Raw genomic sequence first — 21,304 nt, 5'->3', positions numbered from 1 at the left:
ATTCCGCCAGTCGTTCCTGTCGGCGTTCGCCTCCAGGATCGGGGAGCGGCTCGCCGAGGCCACGGCGGCCGCGGTCTCGCAGGAGAGCGCCAGCCTGTGCACCGACCTGGTGCCGGTGCTGGCGGCCCGCGAGCAAGAGGTGGAGCAGGCGGTCGAGCGCATGTTCCCGAACCTGATCTCGCACGCGATCCGCACGTCCTGGGACCGGGAGGGCTGGGCGGCCAGCCGTAGCGCCGCCGATCAGGCCAGCCTCGGGGCGCGAGACCGATAGCGCCTGTATTGCGCCTGCCGAGAATCACATCCACCCAGGTCATGGCCATGTGAGGGCTTAGCATGGTGGCGCGAGGAACGCCAACTCGGCACCGACACCAGAGTCAGATTCGCTCCCAAAGACCGGCCCGCCCACCCTCCAGTCCATCCGCGCTCTCATCCTGCGCATGGTTCGGGAGAACCCCGGCTGGGGCTAGCGACGGGTGCACGGCGAGCCCACCACCCTCGGCATCAAGGTCGCGCCGTCCACGGTGTGGGAAGTACATCCCTGCTCTTCCCGCAGCAACCGGAGATGGCGGATGGATCATGGTGTGTGCAGGGTTGGTGCAACCGAGCGCGCATGGAGCGAGCATCCCGCATCGCCACAGGTCAGAGCATGATCAAAGCGCGCCCTGCAGGATTCGAACCCGCGACCGTCGGATGAGAAGCAAGATCTTTTAGTGCCGCGCGATACCGTTTGATGATAGTTCATGCCGCCTCCGCGTACATCGCGTGTCAGGCAGTGCTGGGCCCTAACGACACGTGACGGGGCGTACGAGCACGCACCGAGCACGGCTGACACTCTAATTCGATCATCACAGGTGGCGCCACGCTGAAGACCGCCCCCCAGCGCAGGCCGGCTCTACGTACAGATGACGGTCAGCGCGCTCGGCGCGTGCTCCAACACCTGGACGCTCCATCGCATGCCCCCAAGCAGGTCGTTGGCAGCGCCTTTCTGATTGATCATCAAGTTGTCACCGATGTCGATGAACACGGTCGCCGCGTCGACGTTCCACGTCGAGGGAGCGCCGCTCAAGGCCTCTGGCGAGCGCGCAGCCGACCCGCACTTGACCGTAGGCGGTCAACGCGGTACGTACACAGCACGACCGCCCGCGCGACACCGAGGCCAGGCGCCGTGACGAACGCCTCGCGCAGCGTGACCGGCAGGCCAGCGCCGCTGACACGCCGAGGGATGATTTGCGCTGAACAGCTATCGGACGCGAATCACCGACCTGAACATACGCCGAAGAGACCGGCTCGGCGGAGTTATCCACGAGTACTCACATGCAGCTTGAACTGCATGGATGTAGTTTTCGGCAGGCGCGCCCGTCATCTGGGCGAACACAATTATCGGCAGGCCTACTGTTAAACGCCGCCACCGGCCATGCACCGCCCCTGGAACACGCCGCCCACTGGTCACCCTGGCGACGCCGCCACCAAGCACGCACCCGCCGGTTCCATCACCGAGCCCGCCTGACCACCGCATACATCCAGCTCAACCAACTAAAAATGGCTGCCGCACCGCCGCCGGTGCGCGGAGTTGCTCCCGGTCACCCCGGCGACGATCCTGCGCTGGCACCGCACCCCCGTGAGGCGTAAGTGGACCTTCACCGACAAGCGGCGTCCAGGACGGCCCTCCACCCGCCAGCCGTTCAAGGCACTGGTTGTGCGGATGGCGCGGGAGAACCCCGCCTGGGGGCACCGGAGAATCCCAGGTGAGTTGGCTCGCCCGGGCTACCCGATCACGCCTCTACGGTGTGGGAGATCCTGCACACAGCCGGCATCGATCCGGCGCCCCGCCGAGCCGGCCCGACCCGGCGGCAGTTCCTGACCCGCTCAAGCCCACGCGACCATCGCGTGTGACTCCCTGATGGTCGAGACATACTGCTCAAGCGACTGTATGTGCTCGTCGTCATCGAACACGGCACCCGGCGCCTGCACCTGGCCGGAGTGACCACACTCTCCAGCAAGCCTGACGACTGCGCACGGCTGCGGAACCAGGACCACCAGGGACCCCGCAGTTCGACATCATCGAAGCCGTCAGCATCGGATGATCTTCGATGCGTTTCCTTGGTCCCTCGCAGGCTCATGGGCCAGCCTGACGCTGAGACGGCCCTCCAGGAGACATTGGCACAGGTTCTGGCTCTCCTCTTCGAGAGGACGCTCACTCCCGATCCGGCATGGTTCAGGCGCCGCAGAACAGCGATGGTGGGGGCGCAAGAGTGAGAAGATCGGAAGCAAGGTCTCCGACAGGCGCATGCGTGGCACTGGATGTGTATCAGCCTTCGAGCGAACGCGCCGACCTTTGACTAGGAGGTCGTGTGGACAGCACGGTGTGGGTTGCGATCTTGACCGGTGGAACGGCGATCCTGGCGGGATGGGTGACCAGCCTGGGGAACGCCCGCGCCGCGCGAATCCAGGCCGAAGCGTCCGCCAAGGCCCAGCATCACGCTCAGATTCGTGAAGCACGCCGGACGGCCTACCTTGAGTTCTTGGAGCAGGCCCACATCACCGGCGAGTTCTACTACAGGCTCGGTGACGTCTACGTACAACTGACGCAGCCGGACGAGCAGTTAGAGAAGATCGACCTCCTACGTACTGCCCTGCGGGACGCCTATGATCCGCTGGCACGATGTGCCAGGGTGGTCCTCCTCGAAGGGCCGGAAGCCATTGCCGCAAAGGCTGAAGGCGTCAAGATGGCGGTCACGGATGCAAACGGAGCGCTATGGCACATTGCGCAAGGCACCCCTCGTTCCCACTTCGACAACGCTCACCAAGTGTTCCGTGACCGGCTACAGAGCTTCCTCGAAACCGCCCGAGCGACCATAAGCTCCCCGTAGCGGACTGCTTTTCGAGCACCAAGGAGTCGCTGGTTCTCGGCATCCTGGACCGCACCTATTCGGGACATCCCTCAGAGAGGCCTACCCAGCTCCGGTTGCTGAGTCGTTCTCAGCGGTCGCCGACTGGACAGCGAACTCCTCGTAGGTTCTGGTACGGATAGGCGGGAGCGACGTAGCCGTGTAGGTCTGATGAGGGAGGTGTCGAGGCCGTCGGGCCAATGGTGGTCTCGTACTCGTCGAAGACCACGCGTTTCAGCGAGGCACCGGTCAGGACGGCGCCTATCAGCGTGGCTTCGCGTAGGTCGCCGTAGGTTAGGAGGGCGCCGCGCAGGTTGGCGTTTCGCAGGTCGACCTTGGTCAGATCGATGCTCCGAGATCGACGCTCTCGGCAATGCCTCCCCGGTCAAGGCCGCGTCGCGCATGTCGGCCTGGTAGAGGATCGCGTCGGCCAGGACCTCCCCGCCAGTCGTACTCCGGTGAGATCAGCACGAGTCAGGTGGGATCCGACGAAAGTGGCTTCGGTCAGATCGCTGAAGTGGAGGTCCGCGTCGCGGCGCCATGCGGAGGGGAGGTTGGCCTTGGGCAGGACCAAGCAGTCGAGGTGGAGTACCTGGCCCTCGAACCGTGTCCCGGCGGCCGAGGATGGTCTCAGTGCCGCGTGGATGTCAGGGGCTCGGAGGGAAAGGTTGGCAGAGTTGCCCGGTGCCGTGATGGCGTGACGCGTGCTGGGTGTCGCGTTGTGGGTCACGGGCTCGGCCGCCAATGAACGCGAAGAGGATCTCCCCAATGGTCCGGCGGTCGGCTGTGGAGGAGCCGGAGATGCGTTCCAGGGCGCTGTTCACGCCCTCGGGGGGCAAGATCCCTCTTCCGAGATCAGGAAGCAACTTGATCAGTGGACCGCTTCCGACCGTACTTCGTTGAACTCGAAACCCAGCGACTCGACTCCCACCCCAACTTGGGACCAGGCGGTCTCTTCCGTAGCCACCGTGCGAAAACCACCCCAGGAGATGTCTGTGGGCTGCCAAGCTTGGGCAGGTGGCAACGAAACCCCTCGCCAGCGGCCGAAGAGTAGATCCTCCCCCGAAGGAAACAGGCGGCGTCCGTTTGACTCCGATCGGCGCGGCCCTGGCAGGCGCTTTGCTGTTGGCCGTAGTTGGAGTAGCTGGCCTGGTCACGACTCTGCTGATCGTTGGGGGAAGTCCGGCGATGCAGCCGACCCCCACGCTGTCGCTGGCAAGCCTCCTGGAAATGATCAAAATCTCTGGTGCCGCAGTCGCCGGGATCGGTGGGGTGATCGCACTCGTTGTTGCGTACCGGCGGCAGCGCGTACTTGAGACGACCTCCGCGCTTGAACATTCCAAGGAGGACCGCGAACGCTCCCGTATGTTCAACGAACGCTTCGCCACCGCTTGCGGCCAACTCGGCGAGGACAACGCGGCCGTGCGGCTAGCAGGCATCCATGCCCTCGCTGGACTCGCTGACGACTGGCCTGCTGGCCGGCAGACATGCATCGACGTACTGTGCGCCTACCTCCGCATGCCCTACGAGATCACTCCCGAGTCAGACGCCTCTGTGGAACATCGGCTCCATCTGCGGTCGATGACCGAAGTCAGACGCACGATCTGGCGGATCATTGGAGCTCACCTGCGACTGGAGACAGAATCATCGTGGCGCGGGCACGACTTTGACTTCACCGGCGCCGTGATCGACTGCGATGTTCCCTTCTTCGGGGTCCGGCTTTCAGCCGGCACGCTGACGTTCAGCGGTGCACAGATCGTCAGCGGAAACGTCTGGTTCCACAACGCGGAGTTCTCTGGTTGTGAGGTGATCCTGTCCAACATGGAGTTGATCGGAGGGGAACTTTCGTTCCATGGGGCGACATTCTCCAGCAGCGTGATTTGGCTGGTAGGCACGCAGTTCCGCGGCGGGGAGGTGTCCTTTGGTCATACCGACTTCTCCGGTGCCGAGGTCTGGTTTGCCAACGCGCAATTCGGCGGGAGCAAAGTGTGGTTCGACCAGGCTCGGTTCCGGAACGGCAAGGCATATTTCGGGTCGTCGATGTTCAACGGCAGCGAAGTCACGTTCGAAGGCGCACGATTCGAAGGCTGCGAGGTGGATCTGCGAACCGCCTCCGGCGTGAACCCCGCCTCGCTCAGACTGCCCTCCCACACTCCTGGTCTGCTTCTGCCGCCGGATCCGGATCAGCAGAGTGCGTGATCGCAATTCCGCGAACACGTTCGTCTCTGGAGAATGGCAGCGATGTCCAGCCGGACCGCTAGAACCCGGCACACGCCAGCAACATCAGCCGCGCCCACAGGCCAGACGAAGAGACAAAACAGCCGACTGCAAGCCGCGAAGCTGATCGACGTGATAAGAGGACCCCATGATAGGAGCGGCTTTTTGGCGCACAGCAGCTGGTGTCGCATGTTTCCTGGTCGTTGTGCTCGGCACTCTCACGCTGCTGCCGCACCTGCTCTACCCGCCTTTGACCGATACTCAGCTCAGCGGAGTGAAAGGCGCTGATACCCGCATCCAGCTGCAACAGGCACAGTCTCAGCTGCAGAACAATGCACGCTCTACCCTCCTCCAGGCTGTCGCTGGCTTGCTTGTCGTCGCGGGTGCGGTGGCCACTTGGCGGCAGGTGCAAGTCAACCGCGAAGGACAGATCACCGAGCGATTCACCCGGGCTGTCGACCAACTCGGGAGTGACAACACCGACGTCCGCGTCGGTATCTACGCTTTGCGACGCATCGCTGACAACTCCCCGTCGGATCGCAACACAGTCCAGTTCATGCTCGGAGCGTTCATTCGCACCCATGCAGCCTGGCCGGTCGGCATGCCCGACGGCCCCGAGCATCCGACCACCGCAGTGGATCAACATCTACCCTGGCTGCATATCCGCGCCCCTGACATTCAGACCGCCATGGAGGTGCTGGGGAATCGTCCTACGTCGCCAGATACACGAAGACTCTACTTATCTCGCGTGGACCTACGCAGTGTCCAACTGGACGGTGCGCGCCTGATCGGCACACAGTTACGCCACGCCAATCTTGCGCGGGCCTGGCTACGCGGCATACGGCTGGATCATAGCGACCTCAAGTCGACTGACCTCCGGCAGACGAATCTAGAGAACGCCAGCCTCGTAGAGTCCAACCTCCGTGGTGCTCATCTGGAGGGTGCAAATCTGAGGGGAACCGACTTCAGTAGGGCTGATCTCCGCAGAGCTGATCTTCGCGGCACCAATCTCGCTGACGCCACACTGGTTGGCGCACTGGCCGACCCCACAACAGCCTGGCCTCTCGACTTCGACACCAACCACCTTCGCCGCGCTGGAATACGTCTCATCAACGACGAGGGCGAGCCGTCAAACACCGCAAACGAGTAGAGCTCGACAAGTCGGATTCCGTAGAAAGGACGGCAGATCTGTGGGCTGATAGCGCCACGAGCAGCCCGAGCGACCCCCGGCTTATACAAGAACACCCGCACCTGAATAGCGGGTGCCGCAGGTTCGAATCCTGCCGGGGGCACGCACCAAATCTTCGGCACTGGCACTCGCGACCTGCCATCAGCAGGCCGAACAGGCACCTCACCAACCGGTAGACCAGCGATAACAACCTTGCGATGGTCGCAGCCGCCGCTCTGATAGCGCAACTAAACCCCAGCTCGGAGCACGAAATCGTGTTTCCGAGCGGGACACCGTCCTGGCCGGGCTCATGGCTGTACCCGCCGTCCTCATCTCCTCCCCGCGGACTCGAGCGCGTGGCACCCACCAAGCCGGGACGCCCTGTCGACGGCACAGCGCGGTGGCCGGCACAGTCCCACGTGCCGACGCTGGTCACAGCCCGCATCTCCCGGCGGTGAGTGCGGTGATCGCGCACTCGGCGGCGTGCTGTGCCGCGAATGCGGAGGGGAAGGGGGCACAACTTCGGGAGCCGCGGCCGGCCGGTCCGCCGGTGATCCTCCACAGCCAGGCGGGGCGTGGGGGGTGACGATGCCAGACGGGCGCCGCCGCCGGGGGAGTGCTCCGAGCTGTCCGGACCAGTACGTCGTGTGTCACCCCGCGCCCCGCCGTGGTGGCGCAGTACCGGCGGCCGCTGTCGTGAACGGTCCAGTCCAGGGGTGTCGGGGTGGAGTCCGACACCTCCAGGAGGGTGTCCGCGAGGTCAGCCAGAATCCGATACAGCGCGGCTCGTACCACCTCGGTGTGGTCGCGGCCCCAGTGGCACGGGGACCGTTCGGCGACCTCCTGCGCGAGGGTGTGCGCGGCGAGTTCGCGCAACGGATCTCCGGCGCCGAGGTATCCCGGCGCCAGGACTGCGGCGGCGCCCCGTAGGAGGTCGTCCCGGGTCATCGCGGTGCCGCGGGCCAGCTTCCACAGGTCGGCCGGGCCGACACCGTCGACCGTGCGCCGGATGCAGAGGGCCGCCGTGTCGGAGGGGGCCGGGACCTCGGCGTTCAGGAGACCCGCCTGTACGTCCGTGGCCGCGTACACATCGCCCGGCTGGAGCGCGCCCGGAGGTACCGACCCCACCGCCTGAAGGACCCGCTCGTGGATGCGGCGTACGGGATGGGGCCCAGGAGGAGGCGCCGGTCGTCCGGCAAGTACGCACAGAGCGTCGGGCAGGTGCGCCGGCGCGACCCTCAGGGCGGCGCACGCCCGTGTCAGATGACCGGCCATGGTGATCAGTCGTCCAGCACGGCCAGGGCGTCGATCTCGACGAGCAGTCCCGGCGGAAGCCGCATGTACACGGTGGTGCGGGCGGGGAAGGGCGCGCCGACAGCCTCCGCGTACGCCTGGTTCATCTCGGCCAGATGGGCGGGCTCTGTGAGGTACACGCGCAGCATGACGACGTCCTCCCAGCCCGCGCCGGCCGCCTTGAGCACGGCATCGACGTTGCGCAGGGTCTGTGCGGTCTGATCGGCGACTGTGGCGCCGACGACCTCGCCGGTGTCCGGGTCGAAGGGGAGTTGCCCGGAGACCTGAAGGATGGGGCCCTTGCGGATGCCCTGGGACAGCGGGGCCCCCAGGATGGGGGCGTTCTCGGTGCTGATGACGGTTCTGGTCATGATGTTCCTCAGCTCCAGACCTGGCGTTCGCGGGTGCGGGGGCCGTCGATTTGGGTCCACTCGGTGTCGATGCGCATGGTCGCTCCGCGTTCGGCGTCGTACGGATCCCAGCCGGGGTCGCCGGTCCTGGCGAACCGGATCCAGGTCTCGTGTACGCGGGCGGCGAGGCCCGCGGGAGCCGTGCCGGGACCGAGCAGGGCGTTGGGGCCGTGCAGGTCGGGCCGGTCCGCGAGGTCGAAGACGAAGGGCAGCTCGACCGCGTGGGTGGCGCCGAGCTCTCCGTCCAGGGCCTGGGAGCGCCAGGCGAACTCGTAGGCGTAGGTGACGGACCCGGGATGGGCGGCGTGTGCGCCGGCCAGAGCGCGGCTGCCCGCGCCGAACAGGGCGTCGCCCATGATGGCGGAGCGCAGTTCCGCGAAGGACGCCTCGGGGCGCGACTCGCGGTATGCCTCGACGAGCCGTGCTGGATCCGGGTGCGAGCGCGCCGCCGCCTCGTCGACGTCGGAGGCGGTCGAGGTGGCGTACTTGCCCACCGGGACCAGGTAGAGGTTCCCCTCTTCGGTGTTGGTGCCGACGAGCAGGTCAACGTCGGCGCTCAAGCCGACGGCGACGGACGCGGCGGGTTGTGTGTCGAGGACCAGGCTGAACGGGCTGAGTCCGATCAGCGGGTCGCCGTGGGTGTCGGTCCGCAGATCGATGCCCGCGAGCCGGGAGGCGGCCTCGACCAGGCGTTCGTCGGAGACGTCGGCGAACGCGCCGGCGTGGGGCTCAATGCCCAGGGCCTCGGCCGCCGCCTTGGTGACGCGGGCGGCCTGCTCGGTGCTGAACGCGCCCAGGCCGCTGCCGCTCTGCACGATCGCCCGGTGGAACAGGCCCGCGGCATCGGAGGTGGCCAGGACGCCGCCGACGATGGTCGCCCCGGCCGACTGGCCGAAGAGGGTGACGTTGTGCGGGTCGCCGCCGAAGGCTGCGATGTTCTCCTGGACCCAGCGCAGCGCGGCGACCACGTCGAGCAGGCCGCGGTTGGCGGGCGCGCCGGGGAGGTCGAGGAACCCGGCGATGCCGAGCCGGTAGTTGAGAGTGACCAGGACGACGCCGTTGCGGGCGAACGCGGAGCCGTCGTACATTGTGGATCGCGTCGAGCCGGCGACGAACCCGCCGCCGTGGACGAACACCATGACCGGCAGCCCGGCACCGCCGGCGGCGGGCGCGAAGATGTTGACCGTGAGATAGTCCTCCCCGCGGCTCCAACCGGCGCCGAAATAGGGGGACATATCCACGCTGCCGAGCTTGCGTTCGGACTGCGGCGCGTTGGGCCCCGGCGCCGTGGCGTCCCGCACGTCCTCCCACGGCTCGTGCGGCCGCGGCGGCGCGAAACGGCCGGCGCCGCGAGGTGGGGCGGCATAGGGGATGTTCAGGAAGGTGAGGGCCGCGCCTTGGCGCAGACCACGGACGGCTCCCTGGGCGGTGGCGACGACGGGGTCAGGGCGGTGATTCACGGTGGTGCCTTTCCGGGGGCTCAGAACTGCTCGGTGTACGGGGCGAAGGGCGCCCAGCCCTTGATCGCGAACTTGCCCCCCTCGCGGATGACTTCAGCGGCACCATGGCCGCCCAGGTGCGCGGGAATGACGAGGGCGTTGTTGTCGACCGCCCAGCCCAGGAGCTTGTGGCGGGTGGCGCGGGCTTCGGCGGGGTCCTCGCAGAAGCAGCTGTTGGAATCGGGTTCGTGGATCTGGAGCGGGCTGTGCAGCAGGTCGCCGACGAACAGCGCCCGGTCCGGCCCGGACTCCAGCGTCAGCACCGACGAGCCCGGCGTGTGGCCAGGGGCGAGGTCGAGGCGCAGATTGCCGTCGATGCGGTGGCTGCCCTCCCAGAGCTGGGTCTGGCCGGCCTCGTGTACGGGGGCGACGCTGTCCTCGAAGACATTCTGGTTACCGCGGCCCAGCATGGGCTTGTGGTCGTTGGCAGGGTTCCAGAAGTCGAAGTCCGTCTTGGACATGAGATAGGTGGCGTTGGGGAACGTCGGCACCCAGGTCCGGCCATCAAGGTAGGTGTTCCAGCCGACGTGGTCGATGTGCAGGTGCGTGTTGATCACGATGTCGACGTCTTCAGGACGGACCCCGGCGCGGGCGAGATTGTCCAGGAAGGCGGTGTCCAACCGGTTCCACACGGGTGCGTACGGGCGATCCTTGTGGTTGCCGACGCCGGTGTCGACCAGGATGGTTCTTCCCTCGCTGCGCAGCACCCAGGTCTGGATCGCCGAGTTGACGATCCGGGTCTCGGCGTTCAGGAAGTGCGGCGCCAGCCAGGAACGGTGGGCCTCCCATGCCTGCGCCGGGCTCTTCGGGAAGAACGCCTCAGGCGTCATGTCAACAGGGCCGAAGTACTCCCAGACCCGGGTCAGCGTGACATCGCCCAGGGTGATGGTGTCCACGATTGTCTCCAGTTCGATCGGTTCCGCGTGCTCGGCCGCGGCATGGCTGAGCGGCCCCTCATGACGGGTTCAGGGGGTGCCGCGCTCCTGCGGGGCGGTGTGCCGGTGGTGCTGTGACCCCGGCGGAGGCGTCCCCGTCCTCAGGGGGTTACGCCTGCTCATCCATGGTGCGCCGGCCGTGGTGGACAGCGGTATGAGTCACCTGACTGCATCTGGGCACAACGCGGTGTGCCGACCCGCTCAGCAGGCGGCGCCGGCGGGTCAAAGGCTCGTGCGAGCGCCGTCAGAATCAGGTCGATACGGTTCAGATGGAGCAGCAGGCGCTCCTGCGGCGACAGTGGCCCGCGACGCGTACGCCGTTCACCGGAGAGCAGCGACAGCGCTCCGGCGATCTTGAGGCGTTCCGGGTGGGAGGCGGTGCGCCGCCGGCGTCGCGCGAGGCGGATCAGGCGCGTCACCCTCCCCTGCGTGCGGTCGGCCGCCGCGGTGACCCGGGTGGCGTACTCGTCGTCCTGCGGGAGGCGCCCGGCCACGACGGCCAGGTTCCGGGCGTGGTAGGCACAGGCTTCCAGCCGTTCCAGCAGGTGGCGAGCTCGATCACGACGGCCGCGCTGGGGATTGAACGGGTGGGTGAGCGGCAGACAGGCTTTGCGGAAGGACTCCAGCGCCCGGTCGAGATCATGGGACGCGCGTATCAGGCTCGTCGTGGTGCCGGTGCTCGGGCTCCGCGTCGTCGCGTCCAGCAGGCGGCTGAGGGCCAGCAGGAAGCGGACTAGTTCCTCGTCGCCGGCCCGGCGGACCGTGAGGGGCGCCACGACCACGGTGGCGAGGACGCCGCAGGCGACTCCCAGCGCGGTCTCCTGCACGCGCAGGACGAGCACGGTCGTCGAGAAGGTGTCCAGCAGCGCGAGCAGCATGCTCAGCATGCCGGTGATGAAGAACGTCACCGCCCAGTAGGCGTCTGCCGGCGTGTAGAAGGTCCCGAACATGCACGCCAGCAGCAGCACCAGAAGCAGCGGGCCGTACGGTCCGGCCAGGGTGGCCAGGCCGTAGCCGAACACCGCGCCGAGAACTGTGCCCGCCACTCGGCGCGCGCTTTGCAGGAGGACTTCGCCGGTGCTCTCGGTGTTGATGAACACGACCCACGTGGCCATGACGGCCCAGTACCAGTGGTCGGGTGACAACAGGTGACCACCGAGGATGGACAGCGTGGAGGCGGCGGTCACCCGGAGGGCCTGCCGGGTCGTTCCCCGCCTCCGGCCTTCGGGGCCCGCCTCGCGGCAGCGCCCGGCGGTCCGCGGTGCGGCGGGCTCGTACGGAGTCGCCCCGATCCTCGTCGGGGAGACGACGCGCGGGCCGGGAAGGCGCATGGCCGCGGCCAGTTCGTCGATCTCCCGAAGACAGTCCGGTAACAGGGCGGGTGCGTCACGTGGTGTGCGAGCCGCGCGGACGGCGAGTACGACGAGTCGCTGGGCGGCCACCTCCGCGCGTGTGACGTGCCGCAGGATCCAGCCGTCGGTGGCCTCGCCGACCGCGCGCTCACCGAGAAAGTCCCCGATCAGGAGCGCAGCCACGTGGAGCCGGTCCAGACGGCGCTCCAGCGACAGGCTCAGCGTGCCGGTGTCCTGCGCGGTGCTGAGCAGGACGGCCGTGTCTCGCAGGACGTCGCGCAGTCGCGCGTTGAAGGTGCGCCGCAGGCGGGCGAGAACACGGGACGACGTCATGAATCCCGTGCCGTAGAAAACGGCCACGACCGCACAGAACGCGACGACTACAGCCCCACCCATCGCCGGCAGCTCGCTCGCTCGTGCCCCGGCGAACTGCGCCAGGAAGAAGCCCATGAAACCGAAGACGCCCACGCCCTGCCCTCTGGCGCCGTACTGGCGGGCGCGGACGGCGAGGTAGATGAGCAGCAGGAACACGATTGCGGCCGTGACCGGGTACGGCCTCAGCACGGCTCCAGCGGCCAGGGCCGCGAGGGACACCGGAGCCCCTATCCCCAGCGTGATGAGCTGGTTGCGCGAATGCAGATCGCTGATGGCCAGCGAGGTCACCATCGCGGTGAACCCGCCGGCCAGCAACGCCGTGCCGGACTGCCCCAGGGCCGCCAGGACGGTCAGGGACGCGGCGGCGCCAAGGACGGCGCGCATCGCGGAGGCCAGCCGCATCAGCCCGGGGTCGGCGGCGGCGAAGCGCTCCCACAGCAACGCCGTCTTTCTTGCCCGCATGACGGTCTCCGTACATCCTTACGTGAGCGAACAGAGGTCCTCCGACGGCCGGGTCAGCTACGGCTGAACCCCGCCCACTCCTTGATCCGGAAATTTCCGCCGCTGCGCGCCACCTCTGCGGCGCCGTGGCCGGGAAGGTGCGCGGGCAGGATGAGGGCCTTGTGATCGGCGGCCCACTCCAGTTCGCGGCGCCGGGTCGCGAGCGCCTGCTTCTCGTCCTCCTCGAAGCAACTGTTGAACTCGGGGTGTTCGAGCTGCAGCGGGGTGTGGAGCAGGTCGCCGATGAACACCGCTCTGTCGTTTCCCGACTCCAGCCGGATTACGGACGAGCCGGGAGTATGTCCGGCGGCGAGGTCCAGCTTCAGGCCGGAGTCAAGGGTGTACGAGCCCTCCCACAGCTTCACCAGGCCCGCCTCATGCACCGGGAGCACACTGTCCTCCCAGACGTTCTGGTTACCCTGCCAGTACTTCGGCCGCACAGGGCCCGCGGGGTTCCAGAAGTCGAATTCGATCTTCGGGATCAGATAGGTGGCGTTGGGGAAGGTGGGCACCCAGTCACGGCCCTCGCGCCGGGTGTTCCAGCCGACGTGGTCGTTGTGCAGGTGGGTGTTGACAACGACGTCGACGTCCTCCGGCCTGACTCCCGCGCGGGACAGACGGCGCAGGAAGCCCGTGTCCATGTACTGCCACTGCTTGGCGTACGGACGGAACTTGTCGTTCCCGGCACCGGTGTCGATCAGGACCGTCCTGCCCCCGCTGCGCAGGACCCAGGTCTGCAAAGCGGAGTAGACCATGTCGGTGCCCGGCTCCCAGAAGTCCGGGCTCAGCCAGTCCTCGTTCTCCTCCCACAGTTCCTTCGGACTTCCGGGGAAGAACTGGCGTGAGGTCATGCCGACGGGTCCGCTGTACTCCATGACACGAGTGACGGTGACCTTGCCCAGCTCGATCGTCTCGACGCGGGTCCGGCTCTCGGAGGCTGCGGCGGAGGCGGTGGTCGGCCGGCCCAGCAGCCCGGCGGCGCCGATGCCCGCCGCGGCTCCGACAAAGCCGCGCCGGCTCAGGGAACGTGAAGTATTGATGCTGTTCATTTCCGCTCTCCGATGGAATCACTGGTCACGGCCTGCGTGTCCTCGCGAGCAAGGAACACCAGGACCGTGACAGGCCGCTTTCTGATGGTCGCGGCCGGATGCTCACCATCGTCCGCAATACGGGCGCGGGCCGGTATCAGTCACTCGACTGAAGAACCGCTGGCAGGGGCATCGGACGGCGGAATATCCCGGACGCCGCACGCGTTGATGACCCCGCGCGATCATTCGAGCACATCTCTGGAGCGTTCGTGGAAAACGGAAGAAGTGCCCGGAGAAAGAGCTCGGCAGACGATCTTGATCTGCCGATGGTGGGCCGGGAAACCGAGACCGCGGAAATCATGCGGCGGATCGCCGCTGACCGGTCCCGCGGCGAAGTCCTGATCCTCACGGGCGACCCCGGTGCCGGCAAGAGCATGCTGCTCGACTTCGCGGCCGGTCACGCGCGGCGCGAGGGCGGACGGGTGCTGCGAGCGGGCGGCAGCGAGTCTGAGGCCCATCTGGGATTCGCGGGCCTCCACCAACTGGTCCGCCCGGTGCTCGGCGAGCTCGACAGCCTGCCGCCGTGGCAGCGCTCCGCGCTCCGGACCGTCCTGGGGCTGGACCAGGGCACCGAGGCCCCAGACGGCGTGCTCACCGGATCGGCCGTTCTCACCTTGCTGTCGGACCTGGCGGAGCCGGCGCCGCTGCTCGTGGTGGTCGACGACGCCCAGTGGATCGACCGGGCATCGCTGGACGTTCTCTCCTTCGTGGCCAGGCGCATGGACGGCGAACCCGTCACGCTGCTGCTGGGTGCACGCGCCGAGGCTGCGGTGCCCGGGTTCGACAAGGGATTCGAGCGCCTGGAGATCGGCCCGCTGAGCGGAGGGGAGGCGAATCGCCTGCTCGACCGGCAGCCAGCGCCGCCCACCGGCCGAACCCGGGTACGGATCCTGCAGGAGTCGGCCGGCAACCCGCTGGCCCTGGTCGAACTCGCCCGCGCCGACGCGACCCGGCCTTCAGGCGGCGGCAGCGTGGCGGGCCCGCTGCCCGTCACCGATCGACTGGAGCGGATCTTCGCGGAGCAGGCGCGGTTCCTGCCGGAGGCGACCCGTCGCCCCCTTCTGCTGCTCGCGGCCGCTGACGCGACGGACGCGCCCACGGCCTCTCGCGGACTCCCCGAAGCCGGCGACAAGGCGTGGGAACCCGCGGAGCGAGCCGGTCTCGTACGCCAGGACGCCCCCTGGATCTCCTTCCGCCACCCGCTCATCCGCTCGGCCATCTACCATGCCGCCTCCTTCGAGGAACGCAGGCATGCGCATCTCGCTCTCGCGGAGCTGAGCGAGGAGCCCGACCGCCGGGCCTGGCACCTCGCCGCCGCGACCACGCGTCCCGACGAGGAGGTGTCGGCCGCCCTGCGGCAGACGGCCGGCCGGGCACGGCGCCGGGGTGGCTACGCGGCCGCCGCCGCCGCTCTGGAACGCGCGGCGGAGCTGAGCCCGCGCCGCGCGGACCAGGCGCGGCTGCTGACCGAGGCCGCCGACATGGCCGTCCTCACCGGTCAGCTCGGCTGGGTGGAACGGCTGGCCGCCGAGGTTCGCGAGCACAGTGACGACCCGTCACTGATCGGCAGTGCCGCGCTGGCCACCGGGCGGCTCAGGTCCCTGCGCCGGCCTCATGCGGCGGCCTTCGCCCTGCTGACCCGCGTCGCCGACGAGGCGGCGGCCGTTCACTCGCCCCGCGTGCTGGACGCGCTCGCCGCGGCCGCGGTGGTCCGCTACTACTCGGGCGAGGAGCCACAGCGGCAACGGATCGAGAGCCTGCTCTCCGCCGTGCCGGACCTCACCGCCAGGGGCCCCTTGCGCGCCTGGGTGCAGGCCGTCTCCGACCCCAACGGCGCGGGGGCCTCCCTGGCTCCGGCGCTGCCCGGACTCATCGCCGAGGCCAGGGACGACGCCGGCAGTCTGACCACGCTCGCCATCGTGGCGTGGATCCTGGACCAGACCGCCCTGGCCGCCAGGACCTTCGACGAGGCGTACGACCGGTGGCAGGCCCGTGGCTCGCTGCCGGACGGCCTGGGCTCCGCCGTCGGCTGGACCTACCTGGATCAGGGCCGATGGACCGAGGCCCGTTCGGTGGCCGCCGACATCTCGGCGGTGGCGTCAGCGGCCGGGCTGGACCACGCCGAGGCATGTGCGTACGCGCTGGACGCGACGGCGCTCGCGCTGCTCGGCGAGACTGGCGACGCGCGACACGGTGCCGAGCGGGCACTGGCCCTCGTCGACCCGATGGAGAGCCGCTCCATCGTGGTCTTCGCACGCCGGGCCCTGGGCCTGGCGGCCGTGGCCGAGGGCGACTACGACACCGCGTACGCGCAGTTCCGCTCCGCCTTCACCGGCGACGGCGATCCGGTTCACTATCACGTCTCCTACACCGTCCTGGCCGAACTCGCCGCGGCGGCCGTCCGCCTGGGGCGGCGGGAGGACCCCGCCGACCTGCTGGAGCGATCGGCGTGGCGCCTGGGTACCGGCATGTCGGTACGGATCACCGCACTGCTCAACCGAGGCCGCGCCCTGCTCGCCGAACGGGACCACGCGGAACCGTACTTCCAGGCGGCGCTGGCGGACGATGCGGGGGAGCAGTGGCCGTTCGAGCGGGCACAGACACGGCTGGACTACGGTGAGTGGCTCAGGCGGCAGCGTCGCATCGCCGAGGCCCGCCCGCTGCTGACCATGGCACTCGACACCTTCCAGCGGCTCGGCGCTCGGCCATGGATGGAGCGGGCGAAGGCGGAACTGCGCGCCGCCGGCATCGAGGCCGCCGACAGTGTGGCGCCCGGCGCTCTCACTGAGCTCAGTCCCCAGCAGCAGCAGATCGTCCAGCTTGCGGCCCGCGGCCTGACGAACCGTGAGATCGGAGAGAGAATGTACCTCTCGCCGCGCACGGTCGGCTCCCACCTCTACCGGGTGTTCCCCAAACTGGGCATCACCGCCCGCGCACAACTCCGCGACGTGGTCGAAGACGCCCTGTCGAGGGTCGGCGGCCAGGGCCGGGATCCGGTCTGACACATGCGTGGACCGGAATGCTGCTGCCTATGCTCAGCCGCAAGGGTCGCGCCGGCGTCGCCTACCGTTGTCCTCCAGCAACCGGCCGCACCCTCCGTCTGCCTGAAGGGTGTCAAACTGGGCCTAAGTGGTCTCGCCTGGAAGTCTCTCGGGGGTTGACTTCTGACTGATCGGCGACCTCATCGGCGAGTTCATGGTGAACGCCGGGGTGGCCGACGCGGTGGTCGATGGCGCCGTCCGCGACGTCCGGGCGCTGTCGGCGGTGGGCCTGACCGTTTACGCGCGGGCGGTCACCCCCGCTGGGCCTTTCAAGGACGGGCCTGGCACCATCGGCGTCCCGGTGGCGGTCGGCGGCGTGGTGGTGGCGGGGCCGGTGACGTGCTCGTCGGTGACGCCGACGGCGTCGTCGTCATCCCACGCCACCGCGTGAAGGAGGTCGTGGACGCGGTCGACGGGATCGTCGAGAAGGAGGAGGTGCTCCGGCGGTGCATCCTCGCCGCGCGCTTCGGGCATACGGCGGTGAGCCGATGACCGGTCCGACGACCACCGTGCCGCCGGCGTTCCGGATGGGGGGGAACTACGCCGCCAATCACGGCGCCCGGCCCTGACCCCGGCCCCTCCGGGAGCCGTCTCCCTCGCCATGGGCGAGCCGGACTTCCCGACGCCGCCGCCCGTGATCGAGGCCGCCGCGGCCGCCCTGCGCGCGGGACACACCCACTACGCCGACCAGAAGGGCCTGCCGGAGCTGCGCGCCGCGCTCGCCGCGAGGTTGCCAGGGTGCCCCGGCCGGACCTGGACCACGGACGACATCCTGGTCACCCACGGCGCAACGGCCGCGCTGGCGGCCGTTGCGCTCGCGATGATCGGCCCCGGCGACCGCGTGGTCATCCCCGAGCCCGCCTACTCGCTCTACGCCGACCTGGTCGTCCTGGCCGGGGGGACCGTGGACTTCGTTCCGCTCGCCCCGGACCTGCACTGGGACCTCGACGCCTTGGCCGAGGCCCTTCCCGGCGCCGCAATGTTGATTTTCTCGAATCCGTCGAACCCGACCGGTATCGTGCACTGCGAGCAGGAGCTCAAGGCCCTCGGGGATCTCCTTGACGGCTCTGGCATCCTGGTCGTCAGCGACGAGGCGTACCACCGGCTGGTTTACCCGGGGCATGTGATGACCTCGGCGCTGGAGGTCGAATCGCTGCGCGACCGCACGGTGTACGTACAGACGTTCTCCAAGACGTACGCGATGACCGGCTGGCGGGTGGGCTACCTGACCGGGCCGCGCGAGGTGGTGGACGCCGCCGCCCACGTGCACCGGACCCGCAACGGCTCGTTGAACACGGCGGTCCAGCACGCGGCCCTTGCTGCCCTTGAGCTGCCGGACGGCATCGTCGGACGCCATGGTCGAAAGGTACCGGCAGCGCCGCGAGCTCAGCGCTGATTTTGCTGGTGAGTAGTAGGAGCGTTTGCAGTGTCAGGCCCTGATCTCCTCGGCCAGCCCTCTGAGGGACTCGAGCGGGTGCTCGACTTCGATCCACGGCGGGGTGAGGTCGGTGGGCTCGAAGCGGGACCGTGCCCGCCCAGGACCTGCTGACCCCCCGTATCGACGGCCTGCTCTGCGAGCGGCGCCTCGCGATATGAGTCAGCAGGATGGGAGCGTCGCGGAAGGGGAAGCCGTGATGTGAGAGGGCGTTTGATTTGAGTAGATTGCGGCTTATGTTCTAGTAGGTGCCTCGCCAGGTTGGAGTGGTCTCGTCCGTTATACGCTTGATCAAATTGTTGATCGACGCGATGTGAATCACGGCTTGGGAACTGGCGGGTAGAGTCTCATATTATTCCGCGATCGGGGTTATCCCGAGCTGACGCTGTCGAGGTGGGGTGGCGGATGGCCCGGTCGGGATAATTCGGTGTCTTCGTGTCCTGTTCTGCCGGGGCCTCTGTCTGAGTGGGTGGAGCTCAGAGGGGAGGACATTCATGTACGTACGTGATCCGTTACGAGTAGTGGTGCCAGAGTCGCTGGGGGCGTACGCGGCCGGTTTCTGTGGAGCGTTGCAGCAGCAGAGCTATGCGGCGCACCCGGCGTGCGAACTGGTCCAGCTGATGGCGCATCTCAGCCGCTGGCTCGACGAGCGTCGGCTGCGGCCGGAAGACTTGACCGAGGAGGTCGCCGACCGGTTTCTGAGAGACCGACGGGGCGAGTACCGCAAGTTCCGCAGCAGGCGAGGGCTTGCACCGCTACTGGTTCATCTCCGGCAGATCGGCGTGGTGCCGCCGCCGGAGCCGGTGCCGCTGGACCTCCGCCCTGACGTGGCAATGCTGGTGCGGGAGTATCGGCAGTTTCTCGTGCATGAGCGTGGGCTGGCCAAGGTCTCCATCCGCCGCTACCTGATCGCTGTCCGCACCTTCCTGACGCTGCTGTCCAGCCCGTTGGACGGCGGGCTGGACCGGCTGTCGGCGGCCCAGGTCTCCCAGTTCGTGCTCGACCAGGCAGGACTGCGTAGCGTCCCCGACGCCAAGAGCATGGTGACCGCGTTGCGGTCGCTGCTGCGCTTCTTGTTCGTGACCGGCCGGATCAATCGGGACCTGGCTACGGCGGTGCCCACCGTTGCCAACCGCAGGCTGAGTTCTCTGCCCGGGCGGTTGCAACCTGGGCAAGCCGATCTGCTGCTGGCCAGTTGTGATCGCGACACCGCTCTCGGCCGCCGCGACTTCGCGATTTTGACCGCGCTGTCCCGGCTGGGACTGCGTGTCTGTGAGGTCGCCGCCATGCAACTCGGCGACATCGACTGGAGAAGGGGACAGATGGTCATCTCGTACGCCATGACGTGCGGGACCAGCCACTTGCCGAACTGGCCGCCGATCGGCCTGGCCGCCGCGAACCCGGCCCGGAAGGTGGCCGCGTGGTCCTGGTCGTAGTCGTCGCCGCTGGGCAGCAGCAGCAGGTCGGGACGGAGCCGGTCCATCCGCTCCTGTAGCAGGTCCACCAGCTCGCGCAGGCCGACGGTGTCCAGGCGCTCGGTGAGCTGGCGATCCCCGTAGGCGATCTCGTAGCCGAACCCGAGCAGCTCGCTCACCTTCTCGATCTCGGCCGTGCGCTGCGGGAACGTCGTCGGGCCCGCGAGGCCGTAGTGGCTCATGCCGTCGACGGCGAGGTAGAGCACGTGAACGTCGCAGCCGTCGTCCGCCAGCCTGGCGAGGAGGCCACCGCAGCCGAGCACCTCGTCATCGGCGTGCGGCGAGACCAGCAGAACACGGTCAAAGCGGCGCATAGCGCCCCCTGACGTCCTCGCGGGTCTCGTAGTAGTCCGCCGTGGTCCTGATGAGCTCGTCCAGGTTGACCGACGGCTTCCACCCCAGGGTGGTCGCCGCGCGCAGCGCCGGCATCTTCTCGAACGACTCCGCCTCGGCGTAGGCGTCGCCGTGCAGGCGCCGTCCGTCGGTGTGCGTGATGGGCGAGTCGCTGCCGAGCAGGTCGCGTACCCGCTCCGCGAGCCTGCCGATCGTCGTGCGATTGGCGGGGTTGCCGATGTTGATGATCGGCTCGCCGGCGTCGATCGCGGCGTCCATGTAGTCGAGGACGAAATGGGTGAGGTCGTCGGCGGCCGTGAACGCCCGCACCTGCTTCCCGTCGCCGAAGACGGTCAGGGGCCGCCCGGCGAGCGCCTGCTGCACGAAGGTGGGCATCACGAAACCCCCGGCGCGCGACTGCCGCTGCCCGGCGACGTTGAACGGGCGGATCACCACCGCCCGCAGCCCCCGGGCCATGCTGTTGACCGTCATCGCCTCGACCATGGCCTTGGCGACCCCGTACTCGATCCTGGCGTTGTAGGCCGTGGGCATCCGGAGGGGGTCCCGTTCGTCCAGGACGCCGCTGCGGCCGTAGACCTCCGCCGAGCTGAAGACGCACAGCGGGACGTCGGCCGCCAGGCACGCCTCGACGACGGCGCTCGAACTGGCCACGATGTCGTATCCCAGCGTGCCCGCCCGGGGCAGGATACCGGCGGGGCCGACGTGCGAGGCGGCATGGATCACACGGTCGACCTCGGCTGCGGCACCGGCAGGCAGGCCCGCGCCCTGGCCGCGCGCGGCTGGACGGTCACCGCCGTGGACTACGCCGCGCCCGCGGTGGCGGCGGCGCGGCGTCTCGATCCGGGCGCGTCGGTGACGTGGCGGACGGCCGACGTCACGGACCCGGCGAGCGTCGACCCCGGCGGCCGGCTCGGCGGCCCCGTCACGCTGGTGCTCGACAACGGCTGCCTGCACGGCATCCCATCCCGGCGGCGGCCCGGATGGGCCGCCACGGTCGAGACGCTCGCTGCACCCGGCGCCGATCTGCTGGTACGGGCCGCCGCCCCGCGCCGCCTCGGTGTCGGCCCGGCCGGGATCGACGCGACCGATCTCGCCGCGCTCCTCGGTGCGCGCTGGTCACCCCGGCCCGCACCGGACCCCGGCTGGTACCACTACCGCAGGCGGGCGTGATCGCGCTGCCCGGCCCGTGAACGGGCTGGCGGGGAAGCACCGGCCAGGTTCACCGGCTGCACCCAAGGAGCCGGATTCACCGGCCGCTCCCGGCCGCACCCGA

18 protein-coding genes and 2 pseudogenes are annotated in these 21,304 nt (G+C 68.5%); 8 read left to right on the top strand and 12 right to left on the bottom strand.

All coding sequences use genetic code 11. From position 1 onward, the window contains the following. Positions 1 to 271, top strand: a pseudogene (locus AB0J16_RS50755) (hypothetical protein); the annotation flags it as partial. Positions 272 to 892: 621 nt separating this feature from the next. Here the strand turns inward: AB0J16_RS50755 and AB0J16_RS50750 are convergent. Continuing rightward, complete coding sequence (locus tag AB0J16_RS50750) at positions 893 to 1,066, bottom strand: hypothetical protein (RefSeq protein ID WP_358553714.1); 174 nt, start codon at positions 1,064 to 1,066, stop codon at positions 893 to 895. A 1,285-nt stretch (positions 1,067 to 2,351) separates the two neighbouring features. On the opposite strand from AB0J16_RS50750, the gene AB0J16_RS50745 reads away from it, so the two are divergent. Then, a complete protein-coding gene (locus tag AB0J16_RS50745; protein ID WP_358553712.1) occupies positions 2,352 to 2,870 on the top strand; it encodes a hypothetical protein in 519 nt (172 codons plus the stop codon). A 109-nt stretch (positions 2,871 to 2,979) separates the two neighbouring features. Here AB0J16_RS50745 and AB0J16_RS50740 read toward each other — a convergent pair whose 3' ends face one another. Further along, the gene (locus AB0J16_RS50740; protein ID WP_358553722.1) at positions 2,980 to 3,216 is read right to left on the bottom strand and encodes a pentapeptide repeat-containing protein; all 237 of its coding nucleotides are present in this window, start codon (positions 3,214 to 3,216) and stop codon (positions 2,980 to 2,982) included. Positions 3,217 to 3,273: 57 nt separating this feature from the next. After that, positions 3,274 to 3,618 (bottom strand): pentapeptide repeat-containing protein, encoded by a 345-nt coding sequence (locus AB0J16_RS50735; RefSeq protein ID WP_358553710.1) that lies wholly within the window; start codon positions 3,616 to 3,618, stop codon positions 3,274 to 3,276. A gap of 458 nt (positions 3,619 to 4,076) precedes the next feature. Here AB0J16_RS50735 and AB0J16_RS50730 point away from each other — a divergent pair, with 458 nt between their 5' ends. Together AB0J16_RS50730 and AB0J16_RS50725 are read left to right on the top strand one after the other, a co-directional pair. Then, positions 4,077 to 5,087 carry a hypothetical protein gene (locus tag AB0J16_RS50730; RefSeq protein WP_358553708.1) on the top strand — a complete coding sequence of 337 codons (1,011 nt, stop codon included), beginning with the start codon at positions 4,077 to 4,079 and terminating at the stop codon, positions 5,085 to 5,087. A 223-nt stretch (positions 5,088 to 5,310) separates the two neighbouring features. Then, the gene (locus AB0J16_RS50725) at positions 5,311 to 6,255 is read left to right on the top strand and encodes a pentapeptide repeat-containing protein (protein ID WP_358553706.1); all 945 of its coding nucleotides are present in this window, start codon (positions 5,311 to 5,313) and stop codon (positions 6,253 to 6,255) included. Positions 6,256 to 6,705: 450 nt separating this feature from the next. Here the strand turns inward: AB0J16_RS50725 and AB0J16_RS50720 are convergent, their stop codons facing one another. From AB0J16_RS50720 to AB0J16_RS50695, 6 genes are all read right to left on the bottom strand, one after another. Beyond that, complete coding sequence (locus AB0J16_RS50720; RefSeq protein WP_358553704.1) at positions 6,706 to 7,401, bottom strand: hypothetical protein; 696 nt, start codon at positions 7,399 to 7,401, stop codon at positions 6,706 to 6,708. 152 nt (positions 7,402 to 7,553) lie between these two features. Further along, positions 7,554 to 7,937, bottom strand: coding sequence for a Rid family hydrolase (locus AB0J16_RS50715; protein ID WP_358553702.1), 384 nt, complete (start codon positions 7,935 to 7,937; stop codon positions 7,554 to 7,556). Between the two features lie 8 nt (positions 7,938 to 7,945). Then, entirely contained in the window at positions 7,946 to 9,436 is a 1,491-nt protein-coding gene (locus AB0J16_RS50710) for a carboxylesterase family protein (protein ID WP_358553700.1), read from the bottom strand. A gap of 20 nt (positions 9,437 to 9,456) precedes the next feature. Further along, positions 9,457 to 10,362 carry an MBL fold metallo-hydrolase gene (locus tag AB0J16_RS50705; protein WP_358553720.1) on the bottom strand — a complete coding sequence of 302 codons (906 nt, stop codon included), beginning with the start codon at positions 10,360 to 10,362 and terminating at the stop codon, positions 9,457 to 9,459. A 167-nt stretch (positions 10,363 to 10,529) separates the two neighbouring features. Beyond that, positions 10,530 to 12,599 carry an FUSC family protein gene (locus tag AB0J16_RS50700; RefSeq protein ID WP_358553698.1) on the bottom strand — a complete coding sequence of 690 codons (2,070 nt, stop codon included), beginning with the start codon at positions 12,597 to 12,599 and terminating at the stop codon, positions 10,530 to 10,532. A gap of 53 nt (positions 12,600 to 12,652) precedes the next feature. Next, the gene (locus AB0J16_RS50695) at positions 12,653 to 13,687 is read right to left on the bottom strand and encodes an MBL fold metallo-hydrolase (protein WP_358553696.1); all 1,035 of its coding nucleotides are present in this window, start codon (positions 13,685 to 13,687) and stop codon (positions 12,653 to 12,655) included. A 305-nt stretch (positions 13,688 to 13,992) separates the two neighbouring features. Here AB0J16_RS50695 and AB0J16_RS50690 point away from each other — a divergent pair, with 305 nt between their 5' ends. The 3 genes from AB0J16_RS50690 (at position 13,993) to AB0J16_RS50680 (ending at position 18,163) form a co-directional block, all read left to right on the top strand. Further along, positions 13,993 to 16,728, top strand: coding sequence for an AAA family ATPase (locus AB0J16_RS50690; RefSeq protein ID WP_358553694.1), 2,736 nt, complete (start codon positions 13,993 to 13,995; stop codon positions 16,726 to 16,728). 166 nt (positions 16,729 to 16,894) lie between these two features. Then, a complete protein-coding gene (locus tag AB0J16_RS50685) occupies positions 16,895 to 17,158 on the top strand; it encodes a hypothetical protein (RefSeq protein WP_349451446.1) in 264 nt (87 codons plus the stop codon). Between the two features lie 210 nt (positions 17,159 to 17,368). Further along, positions 17,369 to 18,163: an aminotransferase class I/II-fold pyridoxal phosphate-dependent enzyme gene (locus AB0J16_RS50680; RefSeq protein ID WP_358553692.1), complete on the top strand. Its 795-nt coding sequence runs from the start codon at positions 17,369 to 17,371 to the stop codon at positions 18,161 to 18,163. Between the two features lie 280 nt (positions 18,164 to 18,443). Here the strand turns inward: AB0J16_RS50680 and AB0J16_RS50675 are convergent. The 3 genes and pseudogenes from AB0J16_RS50675 to AB0J16_RS50665 all read right to left on the bottom strand — a co-directional run. Then, positions 18,444 to 18,566, bottom strand: a pseudogene (locus AB0J16_RS50675) (IS5/IS1182 family transposase); the annotation flags it as partial. 537 nt (positions 18,567 to 19,103) lie between these two features. Then, complete coding sequence (locus AB0J16_RS50670) at positions 19,104 to 19,991, bottom strand: PIG-L family deacetylase (RefSeq protein ID WP_358553690.1); 888 nt, start codon at positions 19,989 to 19,991, stop codon at positions 19,104 to 19,106. Then, on the bottom strand, positions 19,978 to 20,754 hold the full coding sequence (locus tag AB0J16_RS50665) for an NAD-dependent epimerase/dehydratase family protein (RefSeq protein WP_358553688.1): 777 nt from the start codon (positions 20,752 to 20,754) through the stop codon (positions 19,978 to 19,980). The genes AB0J16_RS50670 and AB0J16_RS50665 overlap by 14 nt, the downstream gene beginning before the upstream one ends. On the opposite strand from AB0J16_RS50665, the gene AB0J16_RS50660 reads away from it, so the two are divergent. Further along, positions 20,746 to 21,201: a methyltransferase gene (locus tag AB0J16_RS50660; protein WP_358553686.1), complete on the top strand. Its 456-nt coding sequence runs from the start codon at positions 20,746 to 20,748 to the stop codon at positions 21,199 to 21,201. The two genes, AB0J16_RS50665 and AB0J16_RS50660, sit on opposite strands and share 9 nt — an antisense overlap. The last annotated feature ends 103 nt before the right edge of the window (positions 21,202 to 21,304 follow it).

Source organism: Nonomuraea sp. NPDC049750, from assembly GCF_040659625.1.
Taxonomy (GTDB): Bacteria; Actinomycetota; Actinomycetes; order Streptosporangiales; family Streptosporangiaceae; genus Nonomuraea.
The sequence above is the reverse complement of the archived record's forward strand: the minus strand, read 5'-3'. Positions and strand labels throughout refer to the sequence as shown.